Origin of the sequence: Paraburkholderia dinghuensis (assembly GCF_003837865.1) — a bacterium.
GTDB classification, from domain to species: Bacteria; Pseudomonadota; Gammaproteobacteria; order Burkholderiales; family Burkholderiaceae; genus Paraburkholderia; species Paraburkholderia dinghuensis.
In genome coordinates this window covers 56,476-81,931 of record NZ_RQIS01000014.1, presented here as the reverse complement: position 1 = coordinate 81,931, position 25,456 = coordinate 56,476, and the positions used below count along the sequence as shown (strand labels likewise).

25 protein-coding genes and 1 pseudogene are annotated in these 25,456 nt (G+C 64.5%); 16 read left to right on the top strand and 10 right to left on the bottom strand.

The window, feature by feature from the left end; genetic code table 11:
* Window positions 1-5 precede the first annotated feature (5 nt).
* The 7 genes and pseudogenes from queG to D1Y85_RS19000 all read left to right on the top strand — a co-directional run bounded on the left by queG (window position 6) and on the right by D1Y85_RS19000 (window position 5,519).
* Window positions 6-1,472: a tRNA epoxyqueuosine(34) reductase QueG gene (gene queG, locus D1Y85_RS19030; RefSeq protein ID WP_124152631.1), complete on the top strand. Its 1,467-nt coding sequence runs from the start codon at window positions 6-8 to the stop codon at window positions 1,470-1,472.
* Window positions 1,473-1,635: 163 nt separating this feature from the next.
* Window positions 1,636-2,109, top strand: a complete 474-nt coding sequence (locus tag D1Y85_RS19025) for a methylated-DNA--[protein]-cysteine S-methyltransferase (RefSeq protein WP_124152630.1) — start codon at window positions 1,636-1,638, stop codon at window positions 2,107-2,109.
* Window positions 2,110-2,246: 137 nt separating this feature from the next.
* Window positions 2,247-3,128 (top strand): annotated as a pseudogene (xerD, locus tag D1Y85_RS19020) (site-specific tyrosine recombinase XerD); the annotation flags it as partial.
* 71 nt (window positions 3,129-3,199) lie between these two features.
* Window positions 3,200-3,691 (top strand): Cys-tRNA(Pro) deacylase, encoded by a 492-nt coding sequence (ybaK, locus tag D1Y85_RS19015; RefSeq protein WP_124152628.1) that lies wholly within the window; start codon window positions 3,200-3,202, stop codon window positions 3,689-3,691.
* A 157-nt stretch (window positions 3,692-3,848) separates the two neighbouring features.
* A complete protein-coding gene (plsY, locus tag D1Y85_RS19010; protein ID WP_124152627.1) occupies window positions 3,849-4,472 on the top strand; it encodes a glycerol-3-phosphate 1-O-acyltransferase PlsY in 624 nt (207 codons plus the stop codon).
* A gap of 368 nt (window positions 4,473-4,840) precedes the next feature.
* Entirely contained in the window at window positions 4,841-5,089 is a 249-nt protein-coding gene (locus tag D1Y85_RS19005) for a DUF4160 domain-containing protein (protein ID WP_124152626.1), read from the top strand.
* On the top strand, window positions 5,076-5,519 hold the full coding sequence (locus D1Y85_RS19000) for a DUF2442 domain-containing protein (protein ID WP_124152625.1): 444 nt from the start codon (window positions 5,076-5,078) through the stop codon (window positions 5,517-5,519). The genes D1Y85_RS19005 and D1Y85_RS19000 overlap by 14 nt, the downstream gene beginning before the upstream one ends.
* 60 nt (window positions 5,520-5,579) lie before the next feature.
* On the opposite strand, the gene D1Y85_RS18995 is transcribed toward D1Y85_RS19000, so the two are convergent.
* On the bottom strand, window positions 5,580-6,065 hold the full coding sequence (locus D1Y85_RS18995) for a YajQ family cyclic di-GMP-binding protein (RefSeq protein WP_124152624.1): 486 nt from the start codon (window positions 6,063-6,065) through the stop codon (window positions 5,580-5,582).
* 346 nt (window positions 6,066-6,411) lie between these two features.
* On the opposite strand from D1Y85_RS18995, the gene murB reads away from it, so the two are divergent.
* Window positions 6,412-7,449 carry a UDP-N-acetylmuramate dehydrogenase gene (gene murB, locus D1Y85_RS18990; protein ID WP_425466954.1) on the top strand — a complete coding sequence of 346 codons (1,038 nt, stop codon included), beginning with the start codon at window positions 6,412-6,414 and terminating at the stop codon, window positions 7,447-7,449.
* 61 nt (window positions 7,450-7,510) lie between these two features.
* Here murB and D1Y85_RS18985 read toward each other — a convergent pair whose 3' ends face one another.
* Window positions 7,511-8,353 (bottom strand): EAL domain-containing protein, encoded by an 843-nt coding sequence (locus D1Y85_RS18985; RefSeq protein WP_124152622.1) that lies wholly within the window; start codon window positions 8,351-8,353, stop codon window positions 7,511-7,513.
* A 273-nt stretch (window positions 8,354-8,626) separates the two neighbouring features.
* On the opposite strand from D1Y85_RS18985, the gene hmgA reads away from it, so the two are divergent.
* Complete coding sequence (gene hmgA, locus D1Y85_RS18980; protein WP_124152621.1) at window positions 8,627-9,997, top strand: homogentisate 1,2-dioxygenase; 1,371 nt, start codon at window positions 8,627-8,629, stop codon at window positions 9,995-9,997.
* Entirely contained in the window at window positions 9,997-11,298 is a 1,302-nt protein-coding gene (gene fahA / locus D1Y85_RS18975; protein ID WP_185219044.1) for a fumarylacetoacetase, read from the top strand. Before hmgA ends, fahA begins: the two co-directional genes overlap by 1 nt.
* A 94-nt stretch (window positions 11,299-11,392) precedes the next feature.
* Here the strand turns inward: fahA and D1Y85_RS27130 are convergent, their stop codons facing one another.
* Window positions 11,393-11,533 (bottom strand): hypothetical protein, encoded by a 141-nt coding sequence (locus tag D1Y85_RS27130; protein WP_185219047.1) that lies wholly within the window; start codon window positions 11,531-11,533, stop codon window positions 11,393-11,395.
* Between the two features lie 70 nt (window positions 11,534-11,603).
* Window positions 11,604-12,788: an MFS transporter gene (locus tag D1Y85_RS18970; protein WP_124152619.1), complete on the bottom strand. Its 1,185-nt coding sequence runs from the start codon at window positions 12,786-12,788 to the stop codon at window positions 11,604-11,606.
* A 316-nt stretch (window positions 12,789-13,104) separates the two neighbouring features.
* Here D1Y85_RS18970 and D1Y85_RS18965 point away from each other — a divergent pair, with 316 nt between their 5' ends.
* The gene (locus tag D1Y85_RS18965; protein ID WP_124152618.1) at window positions 13,105-13,365 is read left to right on the top strand and encodes a hypothetical protein; all 261 of its coding nucleotides are present in this window, start codon (window positions 13,105-13,107) and stop codon (window positions 13,363-13,365) included.
* Window positions 13,366-13,425: 60 nt separating this feature from the next.
* Here the strand turns inward: D1Y85_RS18965 and D1Y85_RS18960 are convergent, their stop codons facing one another.
* Entirely contained in the window at window positions 13,426-13,620 is a 195-nt protein-coding gene (locus tag D1Y85_RS18960; RefSeq protein ID WP_124152617.1) for a hypothetical protein, read from the bottom strand.
* A gap of 336 nt (window positions 13,621-13,956) precedes the next feature.
* On the opposite strand from D1Y85_RS18960, the gene D1Y85_RS18955 reads away from it, so the two are divergent.
* Window positions 13,957-14,220: a hypothetical protein gene (locus D1Y85_RS18955; protein WP_124152616.1), complete on the top strand. Its 264-nt coding sequence runs from the start codon at window positions 13,957-13,959 to the stop codon at window positions 14,218-14,220.
* 59 nt (window positions 14,221-14,279) lie between these two features.
* Here the strand turns inward: D1Y85_RS18955 and D1Y85_RS18950 are convergent, their stop codons facing one another.
* Both D1Y85_RS18950 and D1Y85_RS18945 read right to left on the bottom strand, forming a co-directional pair.
* Window positions 14,280-16,064, bottom strand: a complete 1,785-nt coding sequence (locus tag D1Y85_RS18950) for a winged helix-turn-helix domain-containing protein (protein WP_124152615.1) — start codon at window positions 16,062-16,064, stop codon at window positions 14,280-14,282.
* A 157-nt stretch (window positions 16,065-16,221) separates the two neighbouring features.
* Window positions 16,222-17,040, bottom strand: a complete 819-nt coding sequence (locus D1Y85_RS18945; protein ID WP_124152614.1) for a crotonase/enoyl-CoA hydratase family protein — start codon at window positions 17,038-17,040, stop codon at window positions 16,222-16,224.
* Window positions 17,041-17,142: 102 nt separating this feature from the next.
* On the opposite strand from D1Y85_RS18945, the gene D1Y85_RS18940 reads away from it, so the two are divergent.
* Window positions 17,143-17,679, top strand: coding sequence for a plasmid fertility inhibition factor family protein (locus D1Y85_RS18940; protein ID WP_124152613.1), 537 nt, complete (start codon window positions 17,143-17,145; stop codon window positions 17,677-17,679).
* 67 nt (window positions 17,680-17,746) lie between these two features.
* Here the strand turns inward: D1Y85_RS18940 and D1Y85_RS18935 are convergent, their stop codons facing one another.
* Complete coding sequence (locus tag D1Y85_RS18935) at window positions 17,747-18,703, bottom strand: LysR family transcriptional regulator (RefSeq protein ID WP_124152612.1); 957 nt, start codon at window positions 18,701-18,703, stop codon at window positions 17,747-17,749.
* Between the two features lie 628 nt (window positions 18,704-19,331).
* Between D1Y85_RS18935 and D1Y85_RS18930 the strand changes: the two genes are divergently transcribed.
* The 3 genes from D1Y85_RS18930 (at window position 19,332) to D1Y85_RS18920 (ending at window position 23,132) form a co-directional block, all read left to right on the top strand.
* On the top strand, window positions 19,332-19,595 hold the full coding sequence (locus D1Y85_RS18930; protein WP_246024977.1) for an aspartate-alanine antiporter-like transporter: 264 nt from the start codon (window positions 19,332-19,334) through the stop codon (window positions 19,593-19,595).
* A gap of 90 nt (window positions 19,596-19,685) precedes the next feature.
* Window positions 19,686-21,374, top strand: a complete 1,689-nt coding sequence (aspT, locus tag D1Y85_RS18925) for an aspartate-alanine antiporter (RefSeq protein ID WP_124152611.1) — start codon at window positions 19,686-19,688, stop codon at window positions 21,372-21,374.
* A 105-nt stretch (window positions 21,375-21,479) separates the two neighbouring features.
* Entirely contained in the window at window positions 21,480-23,132 is a 1,653-nt protein-coding gene (locus D1Y85_RS18920) for a bifunctional aspartate transaminase/aspartate 4-decarboxylase (RefSeq protein WP_124152610.1), read from the top strand.
* A 73-nt stretch (window positions 23,133-23,205) separates the two neighbouring features.
* Here D1Y85_RS18920 and D1Y85_RS18915 read toward each other — a convergent pair whose 3' ends face one another.
* Window positions 23,206-24,441 carry an MFS transporter gene (locus D1Y85_RS18915; protein WP_124152609.1) on the bottom strand — a complete coding sequence of 412 codons (1,236 nt, stop codon included), beginning with the start codon at window positions 24,439-24,441 and terminating at the stop codon, window positions 23,206-23,208.
* A gap of 192 nt (window positions 24,442-24,633) precedes the next feature.
* Window positions 24,634-25,287, bottom strand: coding sequence for a 2-hydroxychromene-2-carboxylate isomerase (locus tag D1Y85_RS18910; RefSeq protein ID WP_124152608.1), 654 nt, complete (start codon window positions 25,285-25,287; stop codon window positions 24,634-24,636).
* Window positions 25,288-25,456 lie beyond the last annotated feature (169 nt).

Below are 25,456 nucleotides of genomic sequence, written 5' to 3'. Positions count from 1 at the left end.
ACGTAATGAACCGCAGTCCCTCGCCTTCCTCCTCAAGCCCTGCGCACGCCCTGGCGGACGCCGCAGGCCCTGCATCCGATGCGGCACAGGCCGCAACGTCGCCGTGCGAGCCGCGCGCGAGCGATCCGTCGCATTCGTCGTCTTCGGTACCGCTCGATGCGGCTGCGCTCGCCGCGCTTGCGACGCGCATCCGGACATGGGGGCGCGAACTGGGGTTCGGTGCAATCGGCATCAGTGACACCGACCTGTCGCATGCCGAAGCGGGCCTCGCCGCGTGGCTCGAAGCGGGCTGCCACGGCGAGATGGATTATATGGCCAAACATGGGATGAAACGCGCGCGGCCCCCCGAGCTTGTGGCCGGTACGCGACGCGTCATCACCGTGCGCATGGCCTATTTGCCGGCTGCGGTGCTTTCGCCTGATGCGGCTACGGTGCAGGGTTTGCCGCCCGAAAACGAGCCGCAGGACGCCGTCGATGCGGCCTCGCGCAACGCCGGCACGCCGCGCGAAAGCACCCATGGCGACTGGCGCGCTCGCGAGCGCGCGCGTCTCGCGGACCCGCAGGCGGCCATCGTCTCGATCTACGCACGCGGGCGCGACTATCACAAGGTGCTGCGTGCCCGTTTGCAGCAGCTCGCGGAGCGCATCGAGGGTGAGATCGGCGCTTACGGACATCGCGTGTTCACCGATTCGGCACCGGTGCTCGAAGTGGAGCTGGCGCAGAAGGCGGGCGTCGGCTGGCGCGGCAAGCACACGTTGCTTTTGCAGCGCGACGCGGGCTCGCTCTTCTTCCTCGGCGAGATCTACGTCGATCTGCCCCTTCCCACCGACGCTGACGATCCGGCCGAGTCGGCCGCGAACGTTCCCGAAACGGCTGGGGCGCATTGCGGCAGCTGCACACGTTGCATCGCTGCGTGCCCGACCGGCGCGATTACTGCGCCGTATCGCGTGGACGCGCGCCGCTGCATTTCGTATCTGACGATCGAATTGAAGGGCAGCATTCCCCTCGAATTGCGCGAGCTGATCGGCAATCGCGTGTATGGCTGCGACGACTGCCAGCTCGTGTGCCCGTGGAACAAGTTTGCGCAGGCGGCGCCGGTCGCCGACTTCGATGCGCGTCACGGGCTCGATCGCGCGACGCTCGTCGAGCTGTTCGGCTGGAGCGCAAAGGAGTTCGACGAGCGTATGCAGGGCAGCGCGATCCGGCGCATCGGCTATGAGTGCTGGTCGCGCAACATCGCGGTCGCGATGGGCAATGCATTGCGCGCACCGCGTTCCGACGCGGCCATGCGGGGACGCGAAATTCACGAAAGCGCTGCGCAGGGTAGCGCATTGCACAATCGTGCTTTGCGCGCGGACCGCGCGCTCGACGACACCGCCCGCGCCGCCATCGTCGCGGCGCTGCGTTCGCGCGAGCACGACGAATCGGTGCTCGTCCGTGAGCATGTGCGATGGGCGCTCGAGGCAGCGTAAAGTAGCGAACGCGAGAGCCGCGCGCGAGGCGCGCCGCGGCGCAGACAGCTTTGCACGGGATCAGAATAAGTGCTCTGCATGGGGCCTGAGTAAGCGCTATTTCTGATCGACAGCTTTGCATGGGATCAGAGTAAGCGCTAACTCTGATCGACAGGAGGCAACCATGTTCAACGCAGTAATCGACGCGCCGTTCGGCAAGGTCGGCATCCGCACCGGTGGCGAGGCCGTGCGCGAGATCGTCTATCTGCCCGAATCGACTGCGAGCCTGCAGCCCGATTGCGCACTCGCGGCGCGCGCGGCACAGCAGATCGAGCGATATTTCGAGAGCGCGTCCGCGGGCTTCGACCTCCCGCTCGCCGCGCTCGGCACGCCGTTCCAGCGGCGCGTGTGGCAAGGCATCTGCGACATCGAAACGGGCGACGTGCTCACCTATGGCGAACTGGCGAGGCGCATCGGCAGCGAGTCGGCACGCGCGGTCGGCCAGGCGTGCGGTTCGAACCGCTTTCCGATCGTGATTCCGTGTCACCGCGTGGTGTCCGCGAGTGGCATCGGCGGCTTCGCGCATCATGGCGGCGACGGCTTCTTTCGCGACGTGAAGCGCTGGCTGCTCGCGCACGAAGGCGTGCCCATCCGATGACGACGCTCGCGACCCCGCAGGCCGGGCCGGCCGGCGATGACGGCGCGCTTGCCGGGCGCGAGTCCGATGCACCGGCGCTCCCGGCCGGCGATGAACCCGAGCCCTTAACCCCCGAAGCCTCCGGCGCGCTTTCCGCGAGCCTGCTGTCGATCGACACATTCTGCGACGCGATGTGGCTCGAACATGGCCTCTCGCGCAACACACTCGACGCTTACCGGCGCGATCTTCGTCTCTTCGCGGCCTGGCTCGCGCGCGAGCGCGCGCTCGCACTCGACGCCACGCGCGAAGACGATTTCCATGCCTACAGCGCGTGCCGCAAGCAAGACAAGTCGACCTCGGCGAACCGGCGGCTTTCGGTGTTTCGCCGCTATTACGGCTGGGCGCTGCGCGAACAGCGCGTGCATGCCGATCCGACCGTACGCATCCGCTCCGCGAAACAGGCGCCGCGTTTCCCGTCGACGCTGAGCGAAGCGCAGGTCGAGGCGCTGCTCGGCGCGCCCGATGTCGCTACGCCGCTCGGCCTGCGCGACCGCACGATGCTCGAACTGATGTACGCGAGCGGGCTGCGCGTCACCGAGCTCGTGACGCTCAAGACCGTCGAGGTCGGCCTCAACGAAGGCGTCGTGCGCGTGCTCGGCAAGGGCGCGAAGGAGCGCCTGATTCCGTTCGGCGAGGAGGCGCACGCGTGGATCGAACGCTATCTGCGCGCGTCGCGGCCTGCGCTGCTCGGCGCGCGCACCACCGATGCGCTGTTCGTGACCGCGCGTGCCGAAGGCATGACGCGCCAGCAGTTCTGGCACATCATCAAGCGCCACGCGGCGGCGGCGGGCGTGCATGCGCCGCTCTCGCCGCACACGCTGCGCCATGCGTTCGCGACGCACCTGCTCAATCACGGCGCGGACCTGCGCGTGGTGCAACTGCTGCTCGGCCACAGCGATATATCGACGACGCAGATCTACACGCACGTCGCGCGCGAACGCCTGAAGTCGCTGCACGCGCGGCATCATCCGCGCGGATAGGGAACACGCGGGCGTCGCAGGTACTTCATGATGACGCTGCGCCGCGCGGCTGCCCCCATTACAATTCGCCGATGAGCAAATCGAAACACGTCTCCGAAACACCCGCCACGCAGATGCTGCGCCGTGCGGGCGTCGACTTCGGCGAGCATCCCTATGAGTACGTCGAGCACGGCGGCACGTCCGAATCGGCGCGCCAGCTTGGTGTGGATGAGCATTGCGTCGTCAAGACGCTCGTGATGGAGGACGAGCACGCGAAGCCGCTGATCGTGCTGATGCACGGCGATCGCAAGGTGTCGACGAAGAACCTCGCGCGCCAGATCGGCGCAAAGCGCGTCGAGCCGTGCAAGCCCGAAGTTGCTAACCGGCATTCGGGGTATCTCGTGGGCGGCACGTCGCCGTTCGGCACGAAGAAAACGATGCGGGTCTACGTCGAATCGACGATCCTCGAACTCGACGAAATCTGGCTCAACGGCGGACGTCGCGGCTATCTGGTCAGCCTCGCGCCCGCGACGCTGGTTTCGTTGCTGGGGGCGACGCCGGTGCAGTGCGCGAGCGTCGAGTGACGGCTGCGGTGAGCGCGAGTGCCTCCGCGAGCGCCTCAGTAGGTTCCCTGATTCTTCCCTGGTTCGCGCGCACCCCGCTTGCGCGCTTCGGTAGAATGGGCGCGCCTCGCCTGGCCATGACGGCCACGTCCTGTTTAACCTCAACCGGGTTTCCTGCATGTATAACCTGTACGTCGCCGTTCTTGCCTATCTGATCGGTTCGGTTTCGTTTGCCGTGGTCGTGAGCGCCTTGATGGGCCTCGACGACCCGCGCTCCTACGGCTCCGGCAATCCCGGTGCGACCAACGTCCTGCGCAGCGGCAACAAGAAGGCCGCCATACTCACGCTGCTCGGGGACGCCTTCAAGGGCTGGCTGGCCGTGTGGCTCGTCGCGCACTTTGGTCCGGGCTTCGGTGTCGGCGACGATGCGATCGCGCTCGCCGCCATCGCCGTGTTTCTTGGCCACCTCTATCCGGTGTTTTTCCGCTTCAAGGGCGGCAAGGGCGTCGCGACCGCCGCGGGCGTGCTGCTCGCCATCCATCCGGTGCTCGGCGCAGCGACGCTGCTCACCTGGCTCATCATCGCGTTCTTCTTTCGCTATTCGTCGCTTGCGGCGCTTGCCGCCGCCGTATTCGCTCCGCTTTTCGACGTCTTTCTGTTCGGTCCGAACGTCATCGCGCTAGCGATTCTCGCGATGAGCGCGCTGCTGTTCTGGCGTCACCGCGCGAATATTTCCAAGCTGATCGCGGGCACTGAAAGCCGTATCGGCGACAAGAAGAAGGCTGCGGGAGCTGGCGAGTAACGCACATCTGCGGCGAACGCTGGGTCGATCCGTCATTCGCGACGGCGCACCCGGCGGCAAGTCTTGCCAACGCGGTCGATCTGTTCGGGTTCGACTGGGGGGACGGCAGGGACGGGATGTTTCGTGAAAGGGCGGCGCTGCGGCGCCGCTTTTTTTTTTGCCCGCGCAAATTCGACATGCCGATGGCACCGTGCGAGGCGTGAGATTCGACGTAGCCGTTTTGGACGACCTTACAGCCAGATGTGGTGTCGTTATGCTGTTTTTCGCGCGAATTCTGAAGCTTGTCCTGAAGCAAAAGCGACGGACCTTCGGGCGACAGGCACGCGCACGACCACCCAGAAACCCAACGATAGGTTATTATCCCATTCATGCCCACTGTTCTTCGCGTGCCCGGATATCGCGTGGTGATCTATCCGAACGACCATCGCCCCGCACATATCCATGTCGAAAGCCCGCAAGGCTCGTGTGTGTTCAACCTGAATTGCCCGGACGGTCCGTTCGAATTGCGCGAGTTGTACGCGCTCGCGGCGCAGCACGTCGCGCATCTCGCACGTGTGCTCGAGCCGGAAATTTTCCTGCTATGCAGGGCTTGGTGGAGGATCCATGGTCAGCATTAGTCACGAGCAGATTACCCGCGCGCGCGCGGCCGGCGCGCTAAGCCCGGTCGTCGTGTCCGCCCGCTACAGCCGCGCGCACGCGCGGCTGGAAATCGAGTTCGCCAACGGTGTGTGCCTGGCCGTTCCCGTCACACTCATTCAGGACCTGCAGATGCTCGAGCCGCGGCCGACCCCTTCGCAACTCGCTGAGGTCGAGGTCTGGGGGGGTGGTCAGTCGGTGTATTTTCCGCGGCTCGATCTTTCGCTGTGGGCGCCGGGTTTGCTGCAAGGCGTTTTCGGCACGCGCGGATGGATGCGCGAACTGGCGCGCGGAATGGGGTCGGCCACTTCGCCCGCGAAAGCGGCCGCCGCGCGCGCCAACGGGCGCAAGGGCGGCCGCCCGCGCAAAGAGCCACTGGCGATAGTTCAGGAAGCCGGGAAGACAGCGTGATCCGTCAATGCGCGCGAGGCGTCTGGAAGCGCGCGACCGCATGGGCCGCGCGTGGCAGGATCAGTCGCGGAAGTTGTTGAAGTCGAGCGGGGTATCGGTGACGTCCTTGCGCAGCATGGCGATCACACTCTGCAGGTCGTCGCGTTTCGTGCCGGTCACGCGCACGGCGTCGCCCTGGATGCTCGCCTGGACCTTGATCTTGCTGTCCTTGACGAGCTTGACGATCTTCTTTGCGAGATCGCCCGAGACACCTTTCTTCACGGTGATGACCTGCTTCACCTTGTCGCCGCCGATCTTCTCGATCTTGCCGTAGTCGAGGAATCGCACGTCGACATTGCGCTTGGCCATCTTGGAGATCAGCACGTCCTTGACCTGGCCGAGCTTGAAGTCGTCGTCGGCGAACGCGGTCAGTTCGCGTTCTTTCTGCTCGACGCGCGCATCCGAGCCCTTGAAGTCGAAACGCGTCGAGATCTCCTTGTTGGATTGCTCGATGGCATTCTTCACTTCGATCATGTTGGCTTCGCAGACGACGTCAAACGATGGCATTGCTTTCTCCCAATAGTGCGGGTGGTATGGACACCCGACGCAGCCCCGCAGAACGGTACTGCGCCGCGCAGTCGCTATAATCACAGACCGACGCCATTCTACCGGCGCCGTTGCGTTTGCCCAAGGCCGTGCGTCCGCGCGTCGTAGGGCACCGGTGAGCCGCCTCGCACAAAATCTGACTGACCCTGCCGGCGGCGGCCGGCAGTGCAGTGTATGGGGCGTATCAGGGACGGGTCGCCGGGTGTTTGCCAGATCCGTCCTGTTGGTCCAGTTCGCGTTTTGTCCGCTTTTCCGTTTGGTTCGCTTTGCCTTTTAGTTGGCTCTGATGCCCGCTCTTGACCCGATCATTGTTGATCCGTCCCCCGTCTGGTTTGCCGACGGCTATGCGCTGCGCGCGCACAACACGTTCGGTTTCGACGTGCGCGCGCGCTATGCCTGCCGGATCGACAGCGAATCCGCCCTGACCGACGCCGTGCGCGATCCGCGCGCGTTGGGTCTCCCGATGCTCGTGCTGGGCGGCGGCAGCAACGTGGTGCTCACGCGCGACTACGACGGCCTCGTGCTGCTCGTGGCGCTGCGCGGCCGCCGCAAGGTGCGCGAGGACGCCGACGCCTGGTATGTCGAGGCCGCCGCCGGCGAGAACTGGCATGAATTTGTGGCGTGGACGCTCGACGCGGGCATGCCGGGCCTTGAAAACCTCGCGCTCATCCCCGGCACGGTGGGCGCGGCGCCGATCCAGAACATCGGCGCCTATGGGCTGGAGATGGCCGAGCGCTGCGCGTCGGTGCGGGCGGTCGAGATGGCGACGGGCGCGGTGACCGAGTTCGACGCCGCCGAATGCGCTTTCGGCTACCGCGACAGCTTCTTCAAGCGCGAAGGGCGTGACCGCTACCTGATTACGTCGGTGACCTTCCGGCTGCCGAAGATGTGGCAGCCGAATGCCGGTTACTCGGATCTTTCGCGCGCGCTGAGTGAAGGCGGCCTGACCGGTGCACCCGATGCGCGCGCCATCTTCGATGCAGTGGTGGCCGTGCGGCGCGCGAAGCTTCCCGACCCGTTGCTCATTGGCAACGCGGGGAGTTTCTTCAAGAATCCGGTGATCGAGGCACCGCAGTTCGATGCGCTGCTCGCACGCGAGCCGCAGATCGTCTCGTACCGTCAAGGCGACGGGCGCGTGAAGCTCGCGGCGGGCTGGCTCATCGACCAGTGCGGCTGGAAGGGCCGCGCGCTGCGCGCGGCGGCTGTGCACGATCGCCAGGCGCTGGTGCTCGTGAACCGCGGCGGCGCGACGGGTGCCGACATCCTCGAACTTGCGCAGGCGATCCGGCGCGATGTCGAGGCGCGCTTTGGCGTGGCGCTCGAGCAAGAGCCGGTTTGCCTCTGAGCGCGGCCGACTCCAGACGCTGACGCGGCAGCGACACGCAAGGCCCGCCTCACGTCACCCTTCACTCCACCTTGTCGTGGGCCGCGAACAACGGCCCTTGCACGAACCGCACATCATATTGCTGCAGCTGCTCGAACTGGGCGGCATCGACGACGCGGTTGAAAATAAGCGGAATCCTGAGCCGCGCCGCATAGGTCACGAGCGGCTTGACCATTGAATCGCGCAGCGCCGAGCTCGCGTTCATCTTCACGAAATCTAGCCGCGCCGAGTCGGATACCGCCATATCGGACACCGAAATGATCTGGCCGGCGTTCGGCAGATTGCCCGCCACTTTGAACCCATGCCGCTGATAGCTCTTCGTCAGATAGCTGACGAAGGTCCGGTGTGCGACTGCCGCCGAGGGCAGCTCGATCACGATGCGTCCGGGATTGAGGCCGAACGACACCAGGATGTTCGAGAAATGGCGTCCGTGGTCGTATTTCACACTCTTCAGCAACCGTTCGTGGACGCGCAGGAACAGTAGCCCATGCTGCTGTGAACCCAGGAAATTGATCGCGTGCATCGCGCGCACCATGCGGTCGAGCGCGACCAGTTCGGGGTCGTCGAGCGAGTCCTGAAACGGGTCGCACGGCACCGTGCGTCCGTCCTGCGCACGCAGCGTCTCGGCCTGGAACCCCAGTTCGTCGCCGAAGCGCGCGGCGCTCGCGAGGTCGGCCGTGAGCGACTGCACGCCGCTGTGCACGGTGATGTCGTAGATTGGCTCGTAGGCCGAGAGCAACTCCACGTCGCGGCGTCTTGCGACGGCCTGGCCCTCGAACGGGCCTGTTCCCATCGCGAGATGTTCGCCTAGAAACGGGTGAAGCGCTGCGCGAGCAACAAGCTCGGGAATGGTCGGAGCAATCATGGTGGTGTGAATGGCGGCGCTGGCACGATGTGCAAGCCCTGGACCGCATGATGCGATGGTAGCAGCGTGCACGCCTGGCGATTCGACTTCTTGGTCATAACCTTAGTGCTTCGCGGGCCAGATCGGCCAGGGTTTACACCATATTTCACTAATCATAATCCGTTTTACTATTCGTAAAACCGCGCGACGCTTTGTCGCCGTGTGCCGTCGAATTCAAACCAGATCACCCTCCACCGGCGTGCGAGCCGGCATGGAGCAAGTGGAGACACAGCAATGAACGCACCCTCGCGAGACTCTGCCAAGACCGCCGACGATAAGCGCGGCTACATGAGCGGCTTTGCCAACGAATTCGCAACCGAGGCGCTGCCGGGCGCGCTGCCCGAGGGCCGGAATTCGCCCCAGCGCGTAGCCTACGGCCTCTACGCCGAGCAGCTCTCGGGCACCGCGTTCACCGCGCCGCGTTCGCACAACCGCCGCTCGTGGCTCTATCGCATCCGTCCGGGCGCCGTGCATCAGCCGTTCACGCCAGTTGGCTCGCATGCGTCGTTCATTGGCGCGCCGCGCCTCGTCGCCGACTTCGGCGCCGTGCCGCCCACGCCGCCCAACCAGTTGCGCTGGGACCCGCTGCCGATACCGGACGAGCCCACCGATTTCATCGACGGCTGGGTGACGATGGCGGGCAACGGCTCGGCGGCGTCGATGAGCGGCTGCGCGATTCACCTTTACACCGCGAACCGTTCGATGGTTGACCGCTTCTTCTACAACTCGGACGGCGAACTGCTGATCGTCCCGCAGCAAGGCCGCCTCGCGATCGCCACCGAGATGGGCAAGCTCGACGTCGAGCCGTTCGAGATCGTCGTGATTCCGCGCGGTGTGCGCTTCACGGTCGATCTGCCCGACGGCGAAGCGCGCGGCTATATCTGCGAGAACTTCGGCGCGCTGCTGCGTTTGCCGGATCTGGGCGTGATCGGCTCGAACGGTCTCGCGAATCCGCGCGACTTCCTCACGCCGCATGCCGCCTATGAGGACCGCGAAGGCCAGTTCGAACTCGTCACGAAGCTGAACGGCGAACTCTGGCGCGCGGACATCGGCCATTCGCCGCTCGACGTCGTCGCGTGGCATGGGAACTACGCGCCGTACAAGTACGATCTGCGCCGCTACAACACGATCGGTTCGATCAGTTATGACCACCCGGACCCGTCGATCTTCCTCGTGCTGCAATCGCCGACCGACACGCCGGGCGTCGATTCGATCGACTTCGTGATTTTCCCGCCGCGCTGGCTCGCAGCCGAGAACACCTTCCGCCCGCCCTGGTACCACCGCAACGTCGCGAGCGAATTCATGGGCCTTGTGCACGGCGTCTACGATGCGAAGGCCGAAGGCTTCGTGCCGGGTGGCGCGAGCCTGCACAACTGCATGACCGGTCACGGCCCCGACGAGCAGACGTTCGAAAAGGCATCGAGCGTGGATACCACGAAGCCGCACAAGGTCGACGACACGATGGCCTTCATGTTCGAAACGCGCACGCTGATCCGTCCGACGCGTTACGCGCTCGAATCGCAGCAACTGCAGGCCAACTACTACCAGTGCTGGCAGGGGCTCGCAAAGCATTTCAATCCGGAGCAGCAAGGAGCAGTCAAGTGATGGGCGAACTTCAGGCGACGCGCGACCCCGCGCGCAAGAGCTGGATCGACAGTGCCAACGATCCGCACTGCGATTTTCCGATTCAGAACCTGCCGTTCGGTGTGTTCAGCAACGCAGCGAACCAGGCGCCGCGCGTGGGCGTGGCGATCGGCGATCTCGTCGCCGACCTTTCCGTGCTCCACACGGCGGGTTTGCTCCGTCTTCCCGCGAATGCGCCGCAGGATGTGTTTGCCCGCGGCGCACTGAACGGCTTTATCGCGCTCGGCCGCGAGACGTGGCGCAGCGTGCGCGTTCAGCTTTCGTCGTTGCTCGCGCGTGAGACCGCAACGCTGCGCGACGACGCTGCATTGCGTGCGCGCGCGTTCGTGCGCCAAGCCGATGCGACGCTGCACCTGCCGGTGGAGATCCCGGGCTATACCGACTTTTATTCGTCGAAAGAACATGCAACAAATGTCGGTTCAATGTTTCGGGATCCGAAGAATGCGCTGCTGCCGAACTGGTCCGAGATGCCGATCGGTTACAACGGCCGCGCATCGTCGGTGGTGGTGAGCGGCACGTCCGTGCGCCGCCCGAGTGGCCAGTTGAAGCTGCCGGATCAGGAGCGGCCGGTGCTCGGCGCGTGCCGCAAGCTCGACATCGAACTGGAGACGGGTTTCATCATCGGACGCGGCAACGCGCTCGGCGAGCCGATTGCGTGCGAGGCCGCGGAGGATCACATCTTCGGGATGGTGCTGCTCAACGACTGGAGCGCGCGAGACATCCAGCAGTGGGAGTACGTGCCGCTCGGGCCGTTCAACGCTAAGACATTCGCGACTTCGATTTCGCCCTGGGTCGTGACGCTCGACGCACTCGAGCCGTTCCGCGTCGCGCAGCCGCAGCAGGAGCCGCAGCCGCTCGAATACCTGCGCCACGAGGGAAATCACGCGTTCGATATCGCACTCGAAGTGCTGCTGCGCCCCGAAGGTGCCGCTCAGGCCTCGACCATCGCGCGTACCAATTTCCGCCATATGTACTGGTCGATGGCGCAGCAGCTTGCGCATCACACGGTGGCGGGCTGCAACACGCGTGTCGGCGATCTGATGGGTTCGGGCACGATCTCCGGTCCGACTCCGGACTCGTTCGGCAGCCTGCTCGAACTCACCTGGAACGCGAAGAACCCGCTCGCGCTGAACGGCGGCGAAACGCGCGTCTTCATCGAAGACGGCGACGAACTCACGCTCGCGGGCTGGTGCCAGGGCGATGGTTATCGCGTCGGGTTCGGAACCTGTGTCGGCAAGATTCTGCCGGCACACAAGGCGTAAAAGCGCAAAGCGCGTCTTTATTCGACGCATGCAAAAACGGCCGGCACGCGATGAAGCGTGCCGGCCGTTTTCGTCTGCAATCCGGAATATCGACTTAGATCTGCACGCGCGTCCGCGCCGCGCCGCGTATGCGCTCCCAACGCAGCGTGAGTGGAAGCTTCGCGCCGGAACCGAGACCGACCACGGCGACGCTCAGGATAAGCGCAAGGAAATCGCGCGAGAGGACGGCTTTCATCGGGCGCGAAGCTACAACGAGCCGCTGCTTACGCCGTAGCGCACGCCGCGCACGATGTCCAGCATGCGATTCAGGCGCAAGAAATCGGTTCCGTCACACTTACGCGGCGACGCGCACGGCGGTCGATCTGCGCGGAGACGAGCGTGAGCACGAGCGCCGCGATGGCCATTGCCACACCGAGCCACGGCAGCCCGGTGAGCGGCGCGCCCGCGCTGATCGCGACGCCGCCGAGCCACGCGCCCCCCGCATTGCCGAGGTTGAACGCGCCCTGGTTGAGCGTCGAGGCGAGGTTCGGCGCGTGGCTCGCACGATCGACGATGAGCATCTGCAGCGGCGGCACAATGGCGAACGCCAGGACGCCCCATACGAAGATGGTCGCCATCGCGGCGATAGGGTCGTGCATGGTGGCCGCGAACACAGCGAGCACGAGCCCGATCGAGGCGAGGAAGCCGAGCAGTGAACGCATCAGCTTCCAGTCGGCGAGCTTGCCGCCGAGTGTGCTGCCGACGGTCAGGCCGAGGCCGAACAGCAGCAGCACGAAGGTCACTTCGTGCGGGGTGAATCCAGTCACGTCTTCGAGGATCGGCGTGATGTAGGTGAACACGGAGAAGAGGCTCGCCGATGCCAGCACGCTCATGCCGAGGACCATCAGCACCTGCGGATCCTTCAAGACGCTGAATTCGTGAACGAGACTTGTGCGCTGCATCTCGATCTTCGCGGGCAGGCACACCCGCAGCGCGAGCGCCGCGAGCACGCCGATGCCGGTCACGGCCCAGAACGTCGCGCGCCACCCGGCGATCTGTCCGAGCGCGGTGCCGAGCGGCACGCCGAGCACGTTTGCAAGCGTGAGCCCGGTGAACATGAGCGCGATGGCCTGGGCACGGCGGTTCGGTGCGACGAGGCCGGCCGCGACCACCGAGCCGATGCCGAAGAACGCGCCGTGGCAGAACGCGGTGACGATGCGCGCGGCCATCAGGATTGCGTAGTTCGGCGCGAGCGCGCAGAGCAGGTTGCCGACGATGAAGATGCCGATGAGCCGCATGAGCGCGGCCTTGCGCGGCACGTTGGCGATCGCGATGGCAACGATCGGCGCGCCGATCGTGACACCCAGTGCGTAGGCGGATACCAGCATGCCGGCGGCGGGGATCGAGACGGCGAGGTCACGCGCCACGTCGGGCAGGAGGCCCATGATGACGAATTCCGTGGTGCCGATGCCAAACGCGGCGACGGCAAGGGCAAGGAGGGGCAGCGGCATGAATGATGTGGTCGGAAGGCGCGGCGGGCATGGCGGAGAAGCCGCCGCTATTAAGTCAACGCGGAATTGTACTGAATCCTGACGCATCGCATACGGCCCGCTTTTAAACGTGTTTCTTCACTGACCCTGCTTCGCAAAGAAAGAGGCCGGACGGCCATCCTTGACGATTTCTTCAGGTTGCGTCCATGGTCGGAAGAATCAGCGCGTCGCACGATGCTTATGCGATGGGGTTCGCGCCTGCCGGGCGTGGCGCAGCCCGATCGTCCGCGAGGCGCATGGCGGCAAGGCACATGCGCACCCCTTCCGGAGCGATGAAATGAACATGTTGAGCGCAATGCGTCTGGCGGTGGCCTGCGCGGCCGCCTGTTTCGCGGGATTCGCCTGGGCCGATTCGCAGCCCGATACGTCGCCTGGTAGCCCGCCGGTGTCACAGGATGTGGGCGGCATGCCGTCGTCGACGGGTGCCGCGGGTGCGCCATCGGCAATCACGCACGAGCAGATTTATCAGGACCTCATCCGCTCCGAGCAGAACGGCACGCTCGAAAAACTGCAGAAGACGCTCTATAACGGCGGCTGATTAGTGCCGCGCGGGGAGGCCGCAGCGCCGCTTTAACGGGGAGAGCAGCGCGAACAGACCTTATGTCCGGCCCATGCCGACATGCTTTTCGACCAGGCGCATGCGGCCCGTTAGCCGGCAAGGCTGGAACCACGGATTCGTGCGCAGCTCGCAGATTTGCGAGCTGCGCTCCGCGAGCGCCGCCTCGAACCAGTGAAATATCTCGTCGGCCTGAGCGATGCGCGCGCAGGTCTCGGCGATCGCGAGGGGTGGCATCTAGCGGCCACGCCGCAGCGTGGGCGAGTCGTCCGGATACAAGCACAGCACGGCGCCGTAGCCGCCCCATTTCCACTTCGCACTGCGCACGGACCGCAGCCGCCCGCGCTTGCTGTCCGCAGGATACCAACGCCTCGAGTTTCGCCGACCGAGATCGTCAAAGCGGCCGGGTGACGATCCTTGACGATTTCTTCAGGCTAAATCCATGGCGGGACGAACCGGCCCGTCGCACGATGATTCTGCGATCGGGGCCGCGCCTGCCGGGCGCGGCGCAGTTTGATCGTCCGCGACGCGCATGGCGGCAGTGCGCATGCGCACGCTTTCCGGAGCGATGAAATGGACACGTTGAGCACAATGCGTCTGGCGGTGGCCTGCGCGGCCGCCTGCTTCGTGGGATTCGCCTGGGCTGATTCGCAGCCCGATACGTCGCCAGGTAGCCCGCAGCCGTCACAGGACGTGGGCGGTATGCCGTCGACGATGGGAGCATCCGGCAAGTCAACGGCTATCACACACGAGCAGGTTTATCAGGACCTCATCCATTCCGAGCAGGACGGCGACCTGGAGCGACTGAAAAAGACCGTGTATCGCGGCGAACATTGAGCGCCGCGCCGCCTTGATCCGACGCGGCGCTTTGCGGGGGATTGCAGCGCGAACCGGCGCTATGCGCGGCCTGTGCCAATATGCTTTTCGATCAGGCGCATGCGGCCCGTCAGCCGGTACGGCTGGAACCATGGATTCGTGCGCAGTTCGCACAGTCGCGAACTGCGCTCCGCGAGCGCCGCTTCGAGCCAGTGAAACATTTCGTCGGGTTGAGCGAGGCGTGCGTAGGTCTCGGCGATCACCAGCGGTGACGTATAGCGGCTCTGCCGCCGCGTAAGCAGGTCGTCCAGATACCAGCGCAGCACGGCGTCATAGCCACCCGCTTCCCACTGCGCGCGGATCGCCGCCGCCCGCACCTGCTGTCCACAGGACACCAGTGCCTCGACGGTGGCGTCCACGGCTTGCGCAAAGAGCCTTTTCACTTCGAACGCCGTCGCGAGCAATTGATAGACGAGCGGCGGGTGCTCCACATGCCCCGGCGCCAGATATTCGCTAACGACTTCCGCGTACTTGCCCGATAGCACCATGCCGAATGCGCGCGAGCCCTGAAACGCGAGCGGGTCGACGCGCTCGGCGTGTTCCATTGCGGCCTCGCTCTCCGCACGGCGCCCCGCGGCGGCAAGCAGGCGCGCATAAAGGCGCTGCGCCTCCGGGTAACCCGGATTGCGTTGCAGCGCCGCCTTGAAGCCCGCTTCGGCCTTGCCCCAGTCCCACTCGAAGAAATACTGGACGGCGGCTAGCGCGTGATGTGCCTCGGGCAGGTCGGGGTCCAGTTCCAGCGCATTCTCGGCCAGCTCTCGCGCGAGAGGCCAGCCTTCGATCGGCGGAAAGAAGCCGTGCACAACCGTCGATCCGTAGTAGTTCGAAAGACCTGTGTAACCGAGCGCGTAATCCGGGTCGCGTTCGACGGCCGTTTCGAAGTACGTCCGGCTGCGGAAAAAATCCTCGCCGTCGACGGCGTGATGGGCGCTGAAGCCCGCGTCGAAGTGAACGCGCCGGTACCAGTAGTAGCGCCCGCGCACATACGCATCGTGCGCAGCCGGATCGACCGGCAGGCGGCGCGCCAGCGCAGTGGGGCGCGGTTCGCCGAGCGCCGGCGTTAGGTCCCGCGCGAGCGCCGCGGCCACTTCCTTGAGAACGTCGAGTGCGCCCTGCGCGACGGACTCATGTGCGCAGCTCCAGATCTGTACCTCGTCGGCACAGCGGATCAGGCGCGTGAGGACGCGCAGACGGCTTGCTTCCTGCGTGATCGAGCCTTCGAGCACGTAGTCCACTTTCAATTCGCGCGCGATTTCGCTGATGCGCTTTGGCGTGTCGCGGTAGCGTGTCGCCGTGGTGCGCGCAATCATCAGGAGCCGCTCGGGGTCGAGGGCGCCCAGCGTCGCCGAGATCTCGTCTGCGAGCGCGCTGCACAGGCTCTCATTCGCTGCGTCGCCGGTCAGGTTTGCAAACGGCAGCACCAGCGCGCGCGCTGGTGCCGGCGCGACCGTTGCCGATTCGATGACGGCGGCCTCCCGAGACGCGTTCAACACACCGTCGAGGCGGTAGCCCTTGCCCTTCACGGTGATGAGATGGCACGGCGTCGCGGGATCTTCTTCGAGTGCGATGCGGATCTTCCGGATCGCTGTATTGATGCCGTTTTCGGTGTCGCGAAACGGGCTGCCGCCCCAGATCCGGTCGACGATATCTGCGCGTGCGACGAGTTCGCCGCGACGCGATGCGAGCAGGATCAACAGATCCATCGGCAGCCGCTCGATCCGGATCGTATGACCCGCGCGTCGCAACTGGTAGCGTTCGACATCGAGTTCGAAATCAGCGAACCGGATAAGTCGATCCGTCGACATGGCCTCTCCCGTGATGCGGCATCAGGAGCGTGGGGCGTCGCGGATTACACAAGAGTAAGGCCGCGGGCTGCGTGGGTCACAGAGGAGCAGATCGGCGATGGGGGCGACGCCATTCAGGTTTCAATTTAGTGAATTGCGAGCGCGCCTTCAACCCGAATCAACTGTCCATTGGTGCTCCGTGACGGCCCGCACCCGACGCGAATCGCGCCGCGCCCTCGAATCCCTCATCGAGCATCGCGCGATAGCCTGCCGCGCCTTCGCGGCGCAACGCTTCGGCCAGATCGTCGAGCAGACTGTTGTCGAGTGCCGAGCGGCGATCGGCGAGCATTGCCGCTTGCGGAAACGCCGCTATCTGCGCGGCGAGTTGTTCGGCTTGCACGCGCGCCTCGCCGCGCGCGACGACGCGGTTCGCGAGACCGATCGCGAGCGCCTCGCGCGCATCGACGGGACGGCCCGTGAGTATCAGATCGAGCGCACGGGAAAGCCCGATGAGACGCGGCAGCCGCACCGTGCCGCCGTCGATCAGCGGTACCCCCACGCGCCGGCAGAACACGCCAAGCACGGCGTCTTCCTCCATCACGCGAAGATCGCAAAGCAGCGCCAGTTCCAGCCCTCCGGCAACGGCGTATCCTGTGATAGCGGCAATCACGGGTTTGTTGAGCGCCATGCGTGTCGGGCCGAGCGGACCTGCGCCGCTGCCGTCGGCATGCAGTTCATTGCGTCGGTTGTCGTCATTGAGCGCACTCAGATCCGCCCCTGCGCAGAACGTGCCGCCGGCACCGAACAGCACGCCCGTGCGCCAGTGCGGATTCGTTTCGAAACGAGCGAAGGCGTCCTTTAGCGCGTTTGCCGTTGGCCGGTCGATGGCATTGCGCTTTGGCGGGCGGTCAAGCACGATGGTCGCTACGCGCCCATTCGCTTCGATGCGAACATCGGTGCCGAATGTGTCGGTTTGCGTTTCGGTTTGCAGGGTCATCTGTCATTTCCTTTGAGAACATGCAGCGAGCATTGGACACAGGGAAGTCACGAATCCTCCGTAGCGTATGCCACTTTTGATTCCCGAAAAACGCCTTCTCGCATGCAGCCGCCGTCCATGCTTACCCCTGACTCCAGCCCTTCGTCGCTAATGCCCTGCGGACCGTTCTGGATCGTGCAGTTGCCCGGTCATCGCGCCTATGATCATGTGCGCCTCAAACGCGTCTTCACGACCGACGGCACGCGCCATGAAGTGGTGCTCGTCGATCTCCACAGGCTGCTCGAATGCGCCGACCGCGACGACACCGATTATGTGCTGCGTCCCGTTGGTGACTGGCATGCGGGCAAGGTGCGCGGCATCCGCGAATTTCTCGACCCGGAAAACGAGCGTGTGCCGCAGATGCCGTATGTGACGATCTCGACGCGCCGGGCAGCAAGTATCGCGGGCTGGCTCGGGTTTGCGCATGTGGGCGTCGTGGCGTTTCGCAACGGGCAGCACCGGGCGCGGTATCTGGCGTGGGCGGGGGCTACGGTATTGCCCGTAGAGGTGCACGAGCGTGAAGCGCCACTACTGCGTGAACTGTGTGGTGTGACCGACGTCACCGAAAGCGCTGCCGTGCCGATTGCACACGGCGTGTGAGTGCTGGGGGGCGCGCCATGCTGCGTATCGCTCAGTCGCTCGCGCAGCGCCGATTGAAACGTCCGTCTCAAACGTCCGTCACTGCCTGCAGCGACGTGCCGCCCGATGCGCTCGCGAGCGCGCGATGCGCGTGTTCGAAGTGCTCGACGGTGTAGTCGATGAAGCGGCGCGTTTTGGCTGGCAGGTATTGCCGGTCCGGATAGACGATTGACACGCGTGCGTCGGGATCGTCGATTTCGTAGTCGGGCAGGAGACGGAGCAGCGTGCCGGCTGCGAGATCGTCTGCGACGAGCGGCGCCGGCACGATCGCAATCCCCATCCCCGCGAGCACCGCAAGACGCACCATGAGCATATTGTTGACTTCATAGGCGCTCTGCAGTGTCACCTGCTGCGCGCGCTCGCCCGCGCGCACGAATTGCCACGTCGCGCTGCGTTCCTCCGGCGGCAAAGTCACCGCCGCGTGGCGCGCGAGCTGGTCGGGCCTGAGCGGCTCGCCGTGTTCCGCGATCCATGCAGGCGCCGCGCACGGCACGAACGTCGTGGTGCCGAGCAAACGCTCGACGAGATCTCTGTCGCGCGCGGGCGTCGCCGCAACGATGCCGCAATCGAAGCCATCCTCGATCAGATCGATCGGGTGTTCGGCCAGCGTCAGGCGCACGTTCACGCGCGGATATCGCCGCCGGTATCCGTCGATGAGCGGCGTGAGCGGGGCAAGCGAGAGCGCGCCCGCGGCGACCACGCGCAGCGTGCCACTCGGTTCGTGTTCGGTGTGGGTGACGGTCTGTTCGAGATGATCGAGTTCTTCGAGCACGCTGCGGCAGCCTTCCAGATAACGCAGCCCGGCATCGGTGAGCGAGAGATTGCGCGTGGTGCGGTTGATGAGGCGCGTGTGCAGATGCGCTTCGAGCATCGCGATTGATCGGGTGACGAGTGCATTCGATACGTCGAGTTGTTCTGCGGCGCGCCGGAAACTCTGCGTTTGTGCAACTCTGACGAAGACGCGCATCGCATGTATCTGGTTCATGGAGTTTCGCCTCGTATGCTGATTGCATGGACCGGGTGAGGGGACGTTGCAACGACGTGGCTGACGCAGCAGCGTCTCTATCGATTGGGATTGCGGCGGCCTCGCGAGGACTGAACGGGCACGAAAATCATATTGACAGTTCGTGAGGATTGCAATCTTAATCTTGAAGCGCGCCTGTGGTTTATGGCGTTAAAGGGTTCAATGCTGTTCAAGCATGAGAATTGAATGAAGAATCGGTTCCGTGTGCAGCGTAATTGAATTGCGCGGGTGTTACGTGCAGCACGTATGGCGGTTCATGATTGCCTGCAATCCTGCGAGAAACCAATGTTTTTCATGTCTTATAGGCCATGACAACGAAATCGATTTTTCTTCGGAATACAGCGTTCATTTACGCCGCGTCGATTGATGGCCGTTACATAAACTGCCGGTAAGAGAAAGAGAAGACGACCGCATTATTGCGGATCGCTGTCTGGATTGGATGTGATGTGAGTAGCAACGTGCGCGGCACGTAACAACCGCAGAAACCCGATTTTGTCTACCTTGCACCTGGAGTGATCGTCGGTATGGCGACTGGCCGTGTCAGCGTCGGCATCGGTGGCGTGTCGTTCGAACCCGGCACCTGCGGTGGATGCCCGCAGCGGGCATACTCGTGGTAGCGGTTCCGGGCCTCTCGTCGCTCTGGATCGGACACACGTTTCTCAAGTTCGAAGCGCCGGTGCTGCCCGGCGCGATTGCAGGTCAGTTGTGCAACACGCCAGACATCAACGCGCTTGTCGGTGTTGCCGGGAATTCGACGTCGGTGTTCGGCGACACCATCACGTATGCGTTACCGAACATCCTGTTGCCACTGAGCGGACCAGTCGTGGCAGGGCTGGCAGCGAAGATCGGTTGAGGAGCGGTGCGTCGGGGCTCGCGTGCGAGACGAGCTTTCGGGACCTGCGCACTGGAACAGCGGAGTTGTTGCTTCCAGAGCGAGGTCACGATGGAATGGCTACATCGCATCTTTCAAAGGTCCCCGGAAATAGCGCTGTTTCTGTCGCTGGCCATCGGTTACTGGGTCGGGCAGATCAGATTCGGGAAGTTCCAGTTCGGTGGCGTGGGCGGCACGCTGCTCGCGGCAATCGTCATCAGCCAGGTCGGCGTGACGGTGGACAACGGCGTCAAGTCGGTCATGTTCGCCGTGTTCATCTATGCGGTCGGCTATCAGTCGGGTCCGGGCTTCGTCAGCTCGCTCAATCGCAAGTCGCTGCGCGAGATCGCCATGTCCGCGTTCATGGCCTTCGCGGGCCTCATCACCGTGCTCGTCTGCGCGAAGCTTTTCCATCTCAACAAAGGGCTTGCCGCGGGTCTCGCTGCGGGTGGCATGACGCAATCGGCGATCATAGGCACGGCCGGCGACGCCATCGCGCATCTCGGCTTGTCGGCCGATCAGGTGAAGAGCATGCAGGCCGATGTCGCGGTCGGTTACGCGGTGACGTACGTGTTCGGCACGCTGGGCGCGATCATCGTCTGCGTGAACATCCTGCCGAGGATACTGGGGCAGGGGCTCAAGGAGGCGTCGATCGAGGCCGAACAGGCAATGTCCGGCAGTGCGGAGCCCGCGATGGGGCCCGGCATGGTCTCCGCGCTGCCCGAGTTGTTCGGCCGCGTGTTTCGCGTCGATTCCGGCGCCGGGAAGACGATCAAGCAGATCGAACTTGCCGAGCACGACATGGTGGTAATCGAGAAGGTCAGCCGTGCGGGCGAGCCGGTCGAACCCGCGCCCGAATTTGTGCTGAGCCGAGACGATATCGTCCTCGTGGTCGGCCACCGCAAGCAGATGGTCGAAGTGGGTGCGCGGCTTGGGCCTGAGGTGCCGGACTCGGGTGGCCTGAGCCTCGTGATGCGCACACGCCGGGCCGTGTTCACGGCCGAGGGCATGAACCACACGACGATCGCGGAACTGCGCAAGAGCGTCGAGCGTCAGTTGCGCCACGGCGTGTATATCGAGAGCATCACGCGCGCCGGGCAGTCGGTGCCGGTTCTGCCCGAGACGCGTGTCGAGCACGGCGACGTGATGACGTTTTACGGCACCGCCGCCGACACGAAGCGCGCGGCACTCGCCGCGGGCTACGAGATGGAGTACACGTACAAGACCGACCTCATCTACATGGGCGTCGGACTCGCGCTCGGCCTCCTGATCGGCCTCATCGTCATTCACATCTCAGGCATTCCGCTCACGCTCGGCTCGGGCGGCGGCTGCCTGGTCTCGGGGCTGCTGTTCGGCTGGATGCGGGGCAAGTATCCGATGTACGGCGTGATGCCGGCAGCCGCTTCGCAGTTGCTCCGGGACTTCGGCCTTACGGCGTTCGTCGCGGTGGTGGGCCTGAACGCAGGGTTGCAGGCGGAGGTGACCATCCGGCAGAGCGGCGTAACGCTCTTCCTGCTTGGTGTCGTCGTCACGATCGTGCCGCTCCTCCTCACGTTGTTATTCGGTCGTTACGTGTTGAGGTACGACAACGCGGCGATGCTCGCAGGTGCGCTAGCAGGTTCGCGCAGTTCGAACCCGGCGTTTGGCGGCGTGCTCGACAAGGCGGAAAGCTCGGTCCCGACCGTGCCGTTCGCCATCACCTATACGATCGCCAACGTGCTGCTCACGTTGCTCGGGCCGCTCGTCGTCGGCCTCGCATGACACGACGGGAAGGCGGGCACCGCGTGTGTGGCCGCCCGCCGGTTCAACCTGTGAACACTTTCGTGCCGGACGCGGGCCGCGCTGTCTTCAACCGGAGAGAGGACCATGGCGAAAGGTGAAGGATCGATTGAAAAGTCCGGTCTCGAGGCACTGAGCCCCTTCGAACTGAAGGACGAACTGATCAAGGCAGCGGGCGGCGGTGTGACCGGGCGCCCGGCGAACCTCTCGATGCTGAACGCCGGCCGCGGCAACCCGAACTTTCTCGCCACGATTCCGCGCCACGGCTTCTGGCAACTCGGGCTCTTCGCGATGCGCGAATCGGAGCGCTCGTTCACCTATATGCCCGAGGGCGTGGGCGGCTTTCCGCAGCGTACCGGCATTGTCGAACGCTTCGACCTGTTCGTGCGCGAGAACAAAGGTCAGTCCGGTATCGAATTTCTCGCGGGCGCCGTCTCGTATGTGCGTGACCAGCTCGGCCTTTCGGCGGGCGACTTTCTCTACGAAATGACCGAAGGCATCCTGGCCTGTAACTACCCGGTGCCGGACCGCATTCTCAGGATTTCGGAACTCATCATCGGCCAGTACCTGCGCCGCGAGATGATCGGCAAGCATCCGTTTGTCGGTGAGTTCGATATTTTCGCGGTGGAAGGCGGCACTGCCGCGATGACGTACATCTTCAACACGATGCGCGAGAATTTCCTCATCAAGGCGGGCGATACCATCGCACTTGGCATGCCGATCTTCACGCCGTATATCGAGATTCCAGAACTCAACGATTATGATCTCAACGTCGTGAACGTCGACGCCACGGTGGAAAATGTCTGGCAGTACTCGAAGCATGATCTCGACAAACTGCGCGACCCCAGAGTCAAGGCGTTTTTCCTCGTAAATCCGAGCAATCCGCCTTCGGTGAAGATCGACGAGGCGAGCCTCGATTACATGGCCGAGATCGTCAAGGAGCGCCCGGACCTTATCATCCTGACCGATGATGTGTACGGCACGTTTGCCGACAACTTCGTGTCGCTCTTCGCGCTTGCGCCGAAAAACACGATTCTCGTGTACTCCTACTCAAAGTACTTCGGTGCGACGGGTTGGCGTCTCGGCACGATCGCGACGCACCGCGACAACGTGCTCGACCGCGCGCTCGCACAGCTGACGAAGGAGCAGAAAAAGATACTGCGCAAGCGCTACAAGTCGATCACAACCGACCCGGACCGCCTCAAGTTCATTGACCGTCTCGTCGCCGACAGCCGAACGGTGGCGCTGAACCACACGGCAGGTCTGTCGACGCCGCAGCAGGTGCAGATGGTGTTGTTCTCGCTGTTCTCGCTGATGGATACACCCGATGCCTACAAGAATGCACTGAAGCGCCTGATCCGCAGCCGCAAGCGTGCGCTCTTCGAGGAGATGGGCATCGCCTGCGCTGAGGGCGATCCCAACCAGGTCGATTACTACACGATCCTTGACATGGAGTACCTGGGCGAGAAGCTGTATGGCCGTGATTTCGTCGACTGGCTGCTCAAGCAGGTCAAGCCCAACGAACTGCTGTTCCGGCTCGCGAGCGAGGCGCGTGTCGTGCTGCTGCCAGGCAGGGGCTTTGGCACACGGCATCCGTCGGGCCGTGTATCACTTGCGAATCTCAACGAGTCGGACTATCGCAAGATTGGCCGCGCGGTTCGCAAGCTCGTGGAAGAGTGGGTAGAGCGGTACAACGACGCGACCGGCAACAAGCTCGATCCAGGCATGGTGAAAAAGTAGGCAAGCCGGGTTGAGGCGCGATGAGTGCCTTCACTGCACGAAATCGCGTGTGCGTTTTCGTGCGGCGTCGTACTTATCCAGCCGTTGACGAGCCGGAGCCTTTCGCTGCAGCAGGCGCCGCCGCCCGCATGCTGCGCCGGTGCAGCGACACCGAAAGGACAGCAGCGGCTGCGGCAGCAATAGCCGCGAAAAGGAACACCGAACCGAAGCCGAAGAGATGGGCGACATAGCCCGCGAGCGGGCCGGTGATGCCGAGCGAGAGATCGAGGAACACCGAATACGCCGAGAGCGCGGCGCCGCGGCTCGCGGCGGGGACGAGCCCCACGGCTTCGACGCCGAGCGCCGGGAACACGAGCGCGAAGCCGAAGCCCGTGAGCGCCGCGCCCGCGAGCGCGATCTGCGGCGCGGTTGCGAGCCACAACAGCAGCAGTCCGGCGCACTCGAAAGAAAACGAAACGATCGCGACGCGAAAACCGCCGAAGCGTTTGATCGCGTTGGAGAACACGAAGCGCGTGCCGATGAACACGGCACCGAATACGGTTAGCGTGAACGCCGCGTTGGACCACTGGTGCGCGGCGTAGAAGAGCGTGATGAACGTGGCGATCGAGCCGAAGCCCGCCGAACCGAGCGCGAGGCCGAGGCCGTACGGCAGCACGCGTGTGAACACGCTGCGGTACGACATGCGCTCGCCATGGACGACGGGGACGGCCGCAATGGGCCGGGCGAGCCAGTATCCGAGCGCGGCGAGTGCGATGACGGCGACGCCGAGCGTCCAGAAGCCAATGTAATGCGCGAACTCCACGCCGAGCGGCGCGCCGATGGCGAGCCCGCCATAGCTGGCCACGCCGTTCCATGAAATCACGCGCGCGTTGTTCGCCGCGCCGACGCGTCCGATCCCCCACAGGATCGCACCCGTGCCGCAGAGGCTCTCACCACAACCGAGCACAAGGCGGCTCGTGATGAGCAGTGTGAGCGACAGCGCAGGCCAGTGGCCGACGAGCGTCGCGAGCGCGAGCAGCACGCCGCTCGCGCCGCAGCCAATCAGTCCGAGGCTAACGGTGCGCTTGGGGCCGAGCGTATCGGCACAGCGGCCCGCGAGCGCGCGAGTGGCGAGCGTGGCGAGGTACTGCACGCTGATTGCGGCGCCCGCGACGACGGTGCTGAAACCGAGATCGTTGTGGACGTAACCTGGCAGGACCGCGAGCGGAATGCCGATGGCGAGGTAGCAGAGGAACGTGAAAAAAACGACCGAAACGATCTGCAGGGTCGTGGCGAACGCGCTGCGCGCCGGCGCCGAATCAGCGGACATGGGGAAAATACGGATAGAACACGGCAAAGGACCGGCGATTTTCCCACGGAACCGGTTTTTATGCAGACGCAGAATAACGGTGTCGTGCTGTGTACGGAACGAGCGGCGCGGCGCCCCCGGATGTCCGCGCTCCGGCCGGTGATAGCCGGACGGTGGCCCCGTTTGCCGGAGCCGGACCGGGAAATCAAGGCATTACGACGCGTCAGCCTTCGCGAGCCCCGAAGGCAGTGAACTGATGCGCTTCACTTCGCGCGAGTCGAGCCAGTTCGGCGAACGGGCGCAGTAGAGCACCATCGGCAGTGCGTCCTCGCCCCAGAACAGTTGCTTGTTCATCCAGAAGCTCGGCACGCCGAACACACCGAGTGAGATCGCGTCGTTGGTATTGCGGCGCAACTGGGCGCGCACCTGCTCCTGTTCGATCAGCGCTTCGCCATGCGCGACGCCCACACGCTGGCACAACTGGTCGAACCCTTCGTCGGTCGACGGGTCGTGGCCGTCCCGCCAGATGAAGCGGAAGATCTCGCGCACGCACGCGAAGTCGCCGCCCGCTGCGATGGCGAGCAGCATCGGCTTGAGCGAATCGAACGGATGCGCCGGCGGCATCTTGAACGGAATGCCGAGTTGTTCCGCGCGAAAGAGCGCGTGACGGTACGTGAAGATGCGCTTGCCGGAAACCGAATAGGAAGGCGCCTGGCCCCAGTGGCGGTGCAACTCGGTCAGCAGCACGGGCCGTGGCACGAAGTCGATGTCCGGCCATTTGCCGTGCTGCTCCAGCAGCAGGTACGAAAAGGGCGACACGAAGTCGTAGAACCACGTTGCCTCGTTGGCGTCGATACCGCTGATCATGCTGTTCCTCCCGCTATGCGGTTCATGCCGGTCGCCCGCTGAGCGGCCCGTTGTTTTGATCTGGTGTTTCGATCTGGCGTTTTGATCTGGTTGTGTCCTGCAATCCCGCCTGCGGTCGCGCGTGCCGACACACAATCTTGCGCGCCTGCTGCGGCGCGTGCCATCGGTG

Bases quoted from the DNA above. Each gene is read 5' to 3' on its own strand.
- D1Y85_RS18955 (WP_124152616.1), top strand. From the start codon at position 13,957: ATGGACACGTTGAGCACAATGCGTCTGGCGGTGGCCTGCGCGGCCGCC.
- aspT (WP_124152611.1), top strand. From the start codon at position 19,686: ATGGAATGGCTACATCGCATCTTTCAAAGGTCCCCGGAAATAGCGCTG.
- D1Y85_RS19005 (WP_124152626.1), top strand. From the start codon at position 4,841: ATGCCCACTGTTCTTCGCGTGCCCGGATATCGCGTGGTGATCTATCCG.
- D1Y85_RS18960 (WP_124152617.1), bottom strand. From the start codon at position 13,620: ATGCCACCCCTCGCGATCGCCGAGACCTGCGCGCGCATCGCTCAGGCC.
- hmgA (WP_124152621.1), top strand. From the start codon at position 8,627: ATGAACGCACCCTCGCGAGACTCTGCCAAGACCGCCGACGATAAGCGC.
- plsY (WP_124152627.1), top strand. From the start codon at position 3,849: ATGTATAACCTGTACGTCGCCGTTCTTGCCTATCTGATCGGTTCGGTT.
- D1Y85_RS18940 (WP_124152613.1), top strand. From the start codon at position 17,143: ATGCAGCCGCCGTCCATGCTTACCCCTGACTCCAGCCCTTCGTCGCTA.
- D1Y85_RS18915 (WP_124152609.1), bottom strand. From the start codon at position 24,441: ATGTCCGCTGATTCGGCGCCGGCGCGCAGCGCGTTCGCCACGACCCTG.
- D1Y85_RS18945 (WP_124152614.1), bottom strand. From the start codon at position 17,040: ATGACCCTGCAAACCGAAACGCAAACCGACACATTCGGCACCGATGTT.
- D1Y85_RS18965 (WP_124152618.1), top strand. From the start codon at position 13,105: ATGAACATGTTGAGCGCAATGCGTCTGGCGGTGGCCTGCGCGGCCGCC.
- fahA (WP_185219044.1), top strand. From the start codon at position 9,997: ATGGGCGAACTTCAGGCGACGCGCGACCCCGCGCGCAAGAGCTGGATC.
- D1Y85_RS18910 (WP_124152608.1), bottom strand. From the start codon at position 25,287: ATGATCAGCGGTATCGACGCCAACGAGGCAACGTGGTTCTACGACTTC.
- D1Y85_RS18930 (WP_246024977.1), top strand. From the start codon at position 19,332: ATGCCCGCAGCGGGCATACTCGTGGTAGCGGTTCCGGGCCTCTCGTCG.
- D1Y85_RS19000 (WP_124152625.1), top strand. From the start codon at position 5,076: ATGGTCAGCATTAGTCACGAGCAGATTACCCGCGCGCGCGCGGCCGGC.
- D1Y85_RS18935 (WP_124152612.1), bottom strand. From the start codon at position 18,703: ATGAACCAGATACATGCGATGCGCGTCTTCGTCAGAGTTGCACAAACG.
- D1Y85_RS27130 (WP_185219047.1), bottom strand. From the start codon at position 11,533: ATGAAAGCCGTCCTCTCGCGCGATTTCCTTGCGCTTATCCTGAGCGTC.
- D1Y85_RS18950 (WP_124152615.1), bottom strand. From the start codon at position 16,064: ATGTCGACGGATCGACTTATCCGGTTCGCTGATTTCGAACTCGATGTC.
- queG (WP_124152631.1), top strand. From the start codon at position 6: ATGAACCGCAGTCCCTCGCCTTCCTCCTCAAGCCCTGCGCACGCCCTG.
- D1Y85_RS18970 (WP_124152619.1), bottom strand. From the start codon at position 12,788: ATGCCGCTGCCCCTCCTTGCCCTTGCCGTCGCCGCGTTTGGCATCGGC.
- D1Y85_RS18985 (WP_124152622.1), bottom strand. From the start codon at position 8,353: ATGATTGCTCCGACCATTCCCGAGCTTGTTGCTCGCGCAGCGCTTCAC.
- D1Y85_RS18995 (WP_124152624.1), bottom strand. From the start codon at position 6,065: ATGCCATCGTTTGACGTCGTCTGCGAAGCCAACATGATCGAAGTGAAG.
- D1Y85_RS19025 (WP_124152630.1), top strand. From the start codon at position 1,636: ATGTTCAACGCAGTAATCGACGCGCCGTTCGGCAAGGTCGGCATCCGC.
- ybaK (WP_124152628.1), top strand. From the start codon at position 3,200: ATGAGCAAATCGAAACACGTCTCCGAAACACCCGCCACGCAGATGCTG.
- D1Y85_RS18920 (WP_124152610.1), top strand. From the start codon at position 21,480: ATGGCGAAAGGTGAAGGATCGATTGAAAAGTCCGGTCTCGAGGCACTG.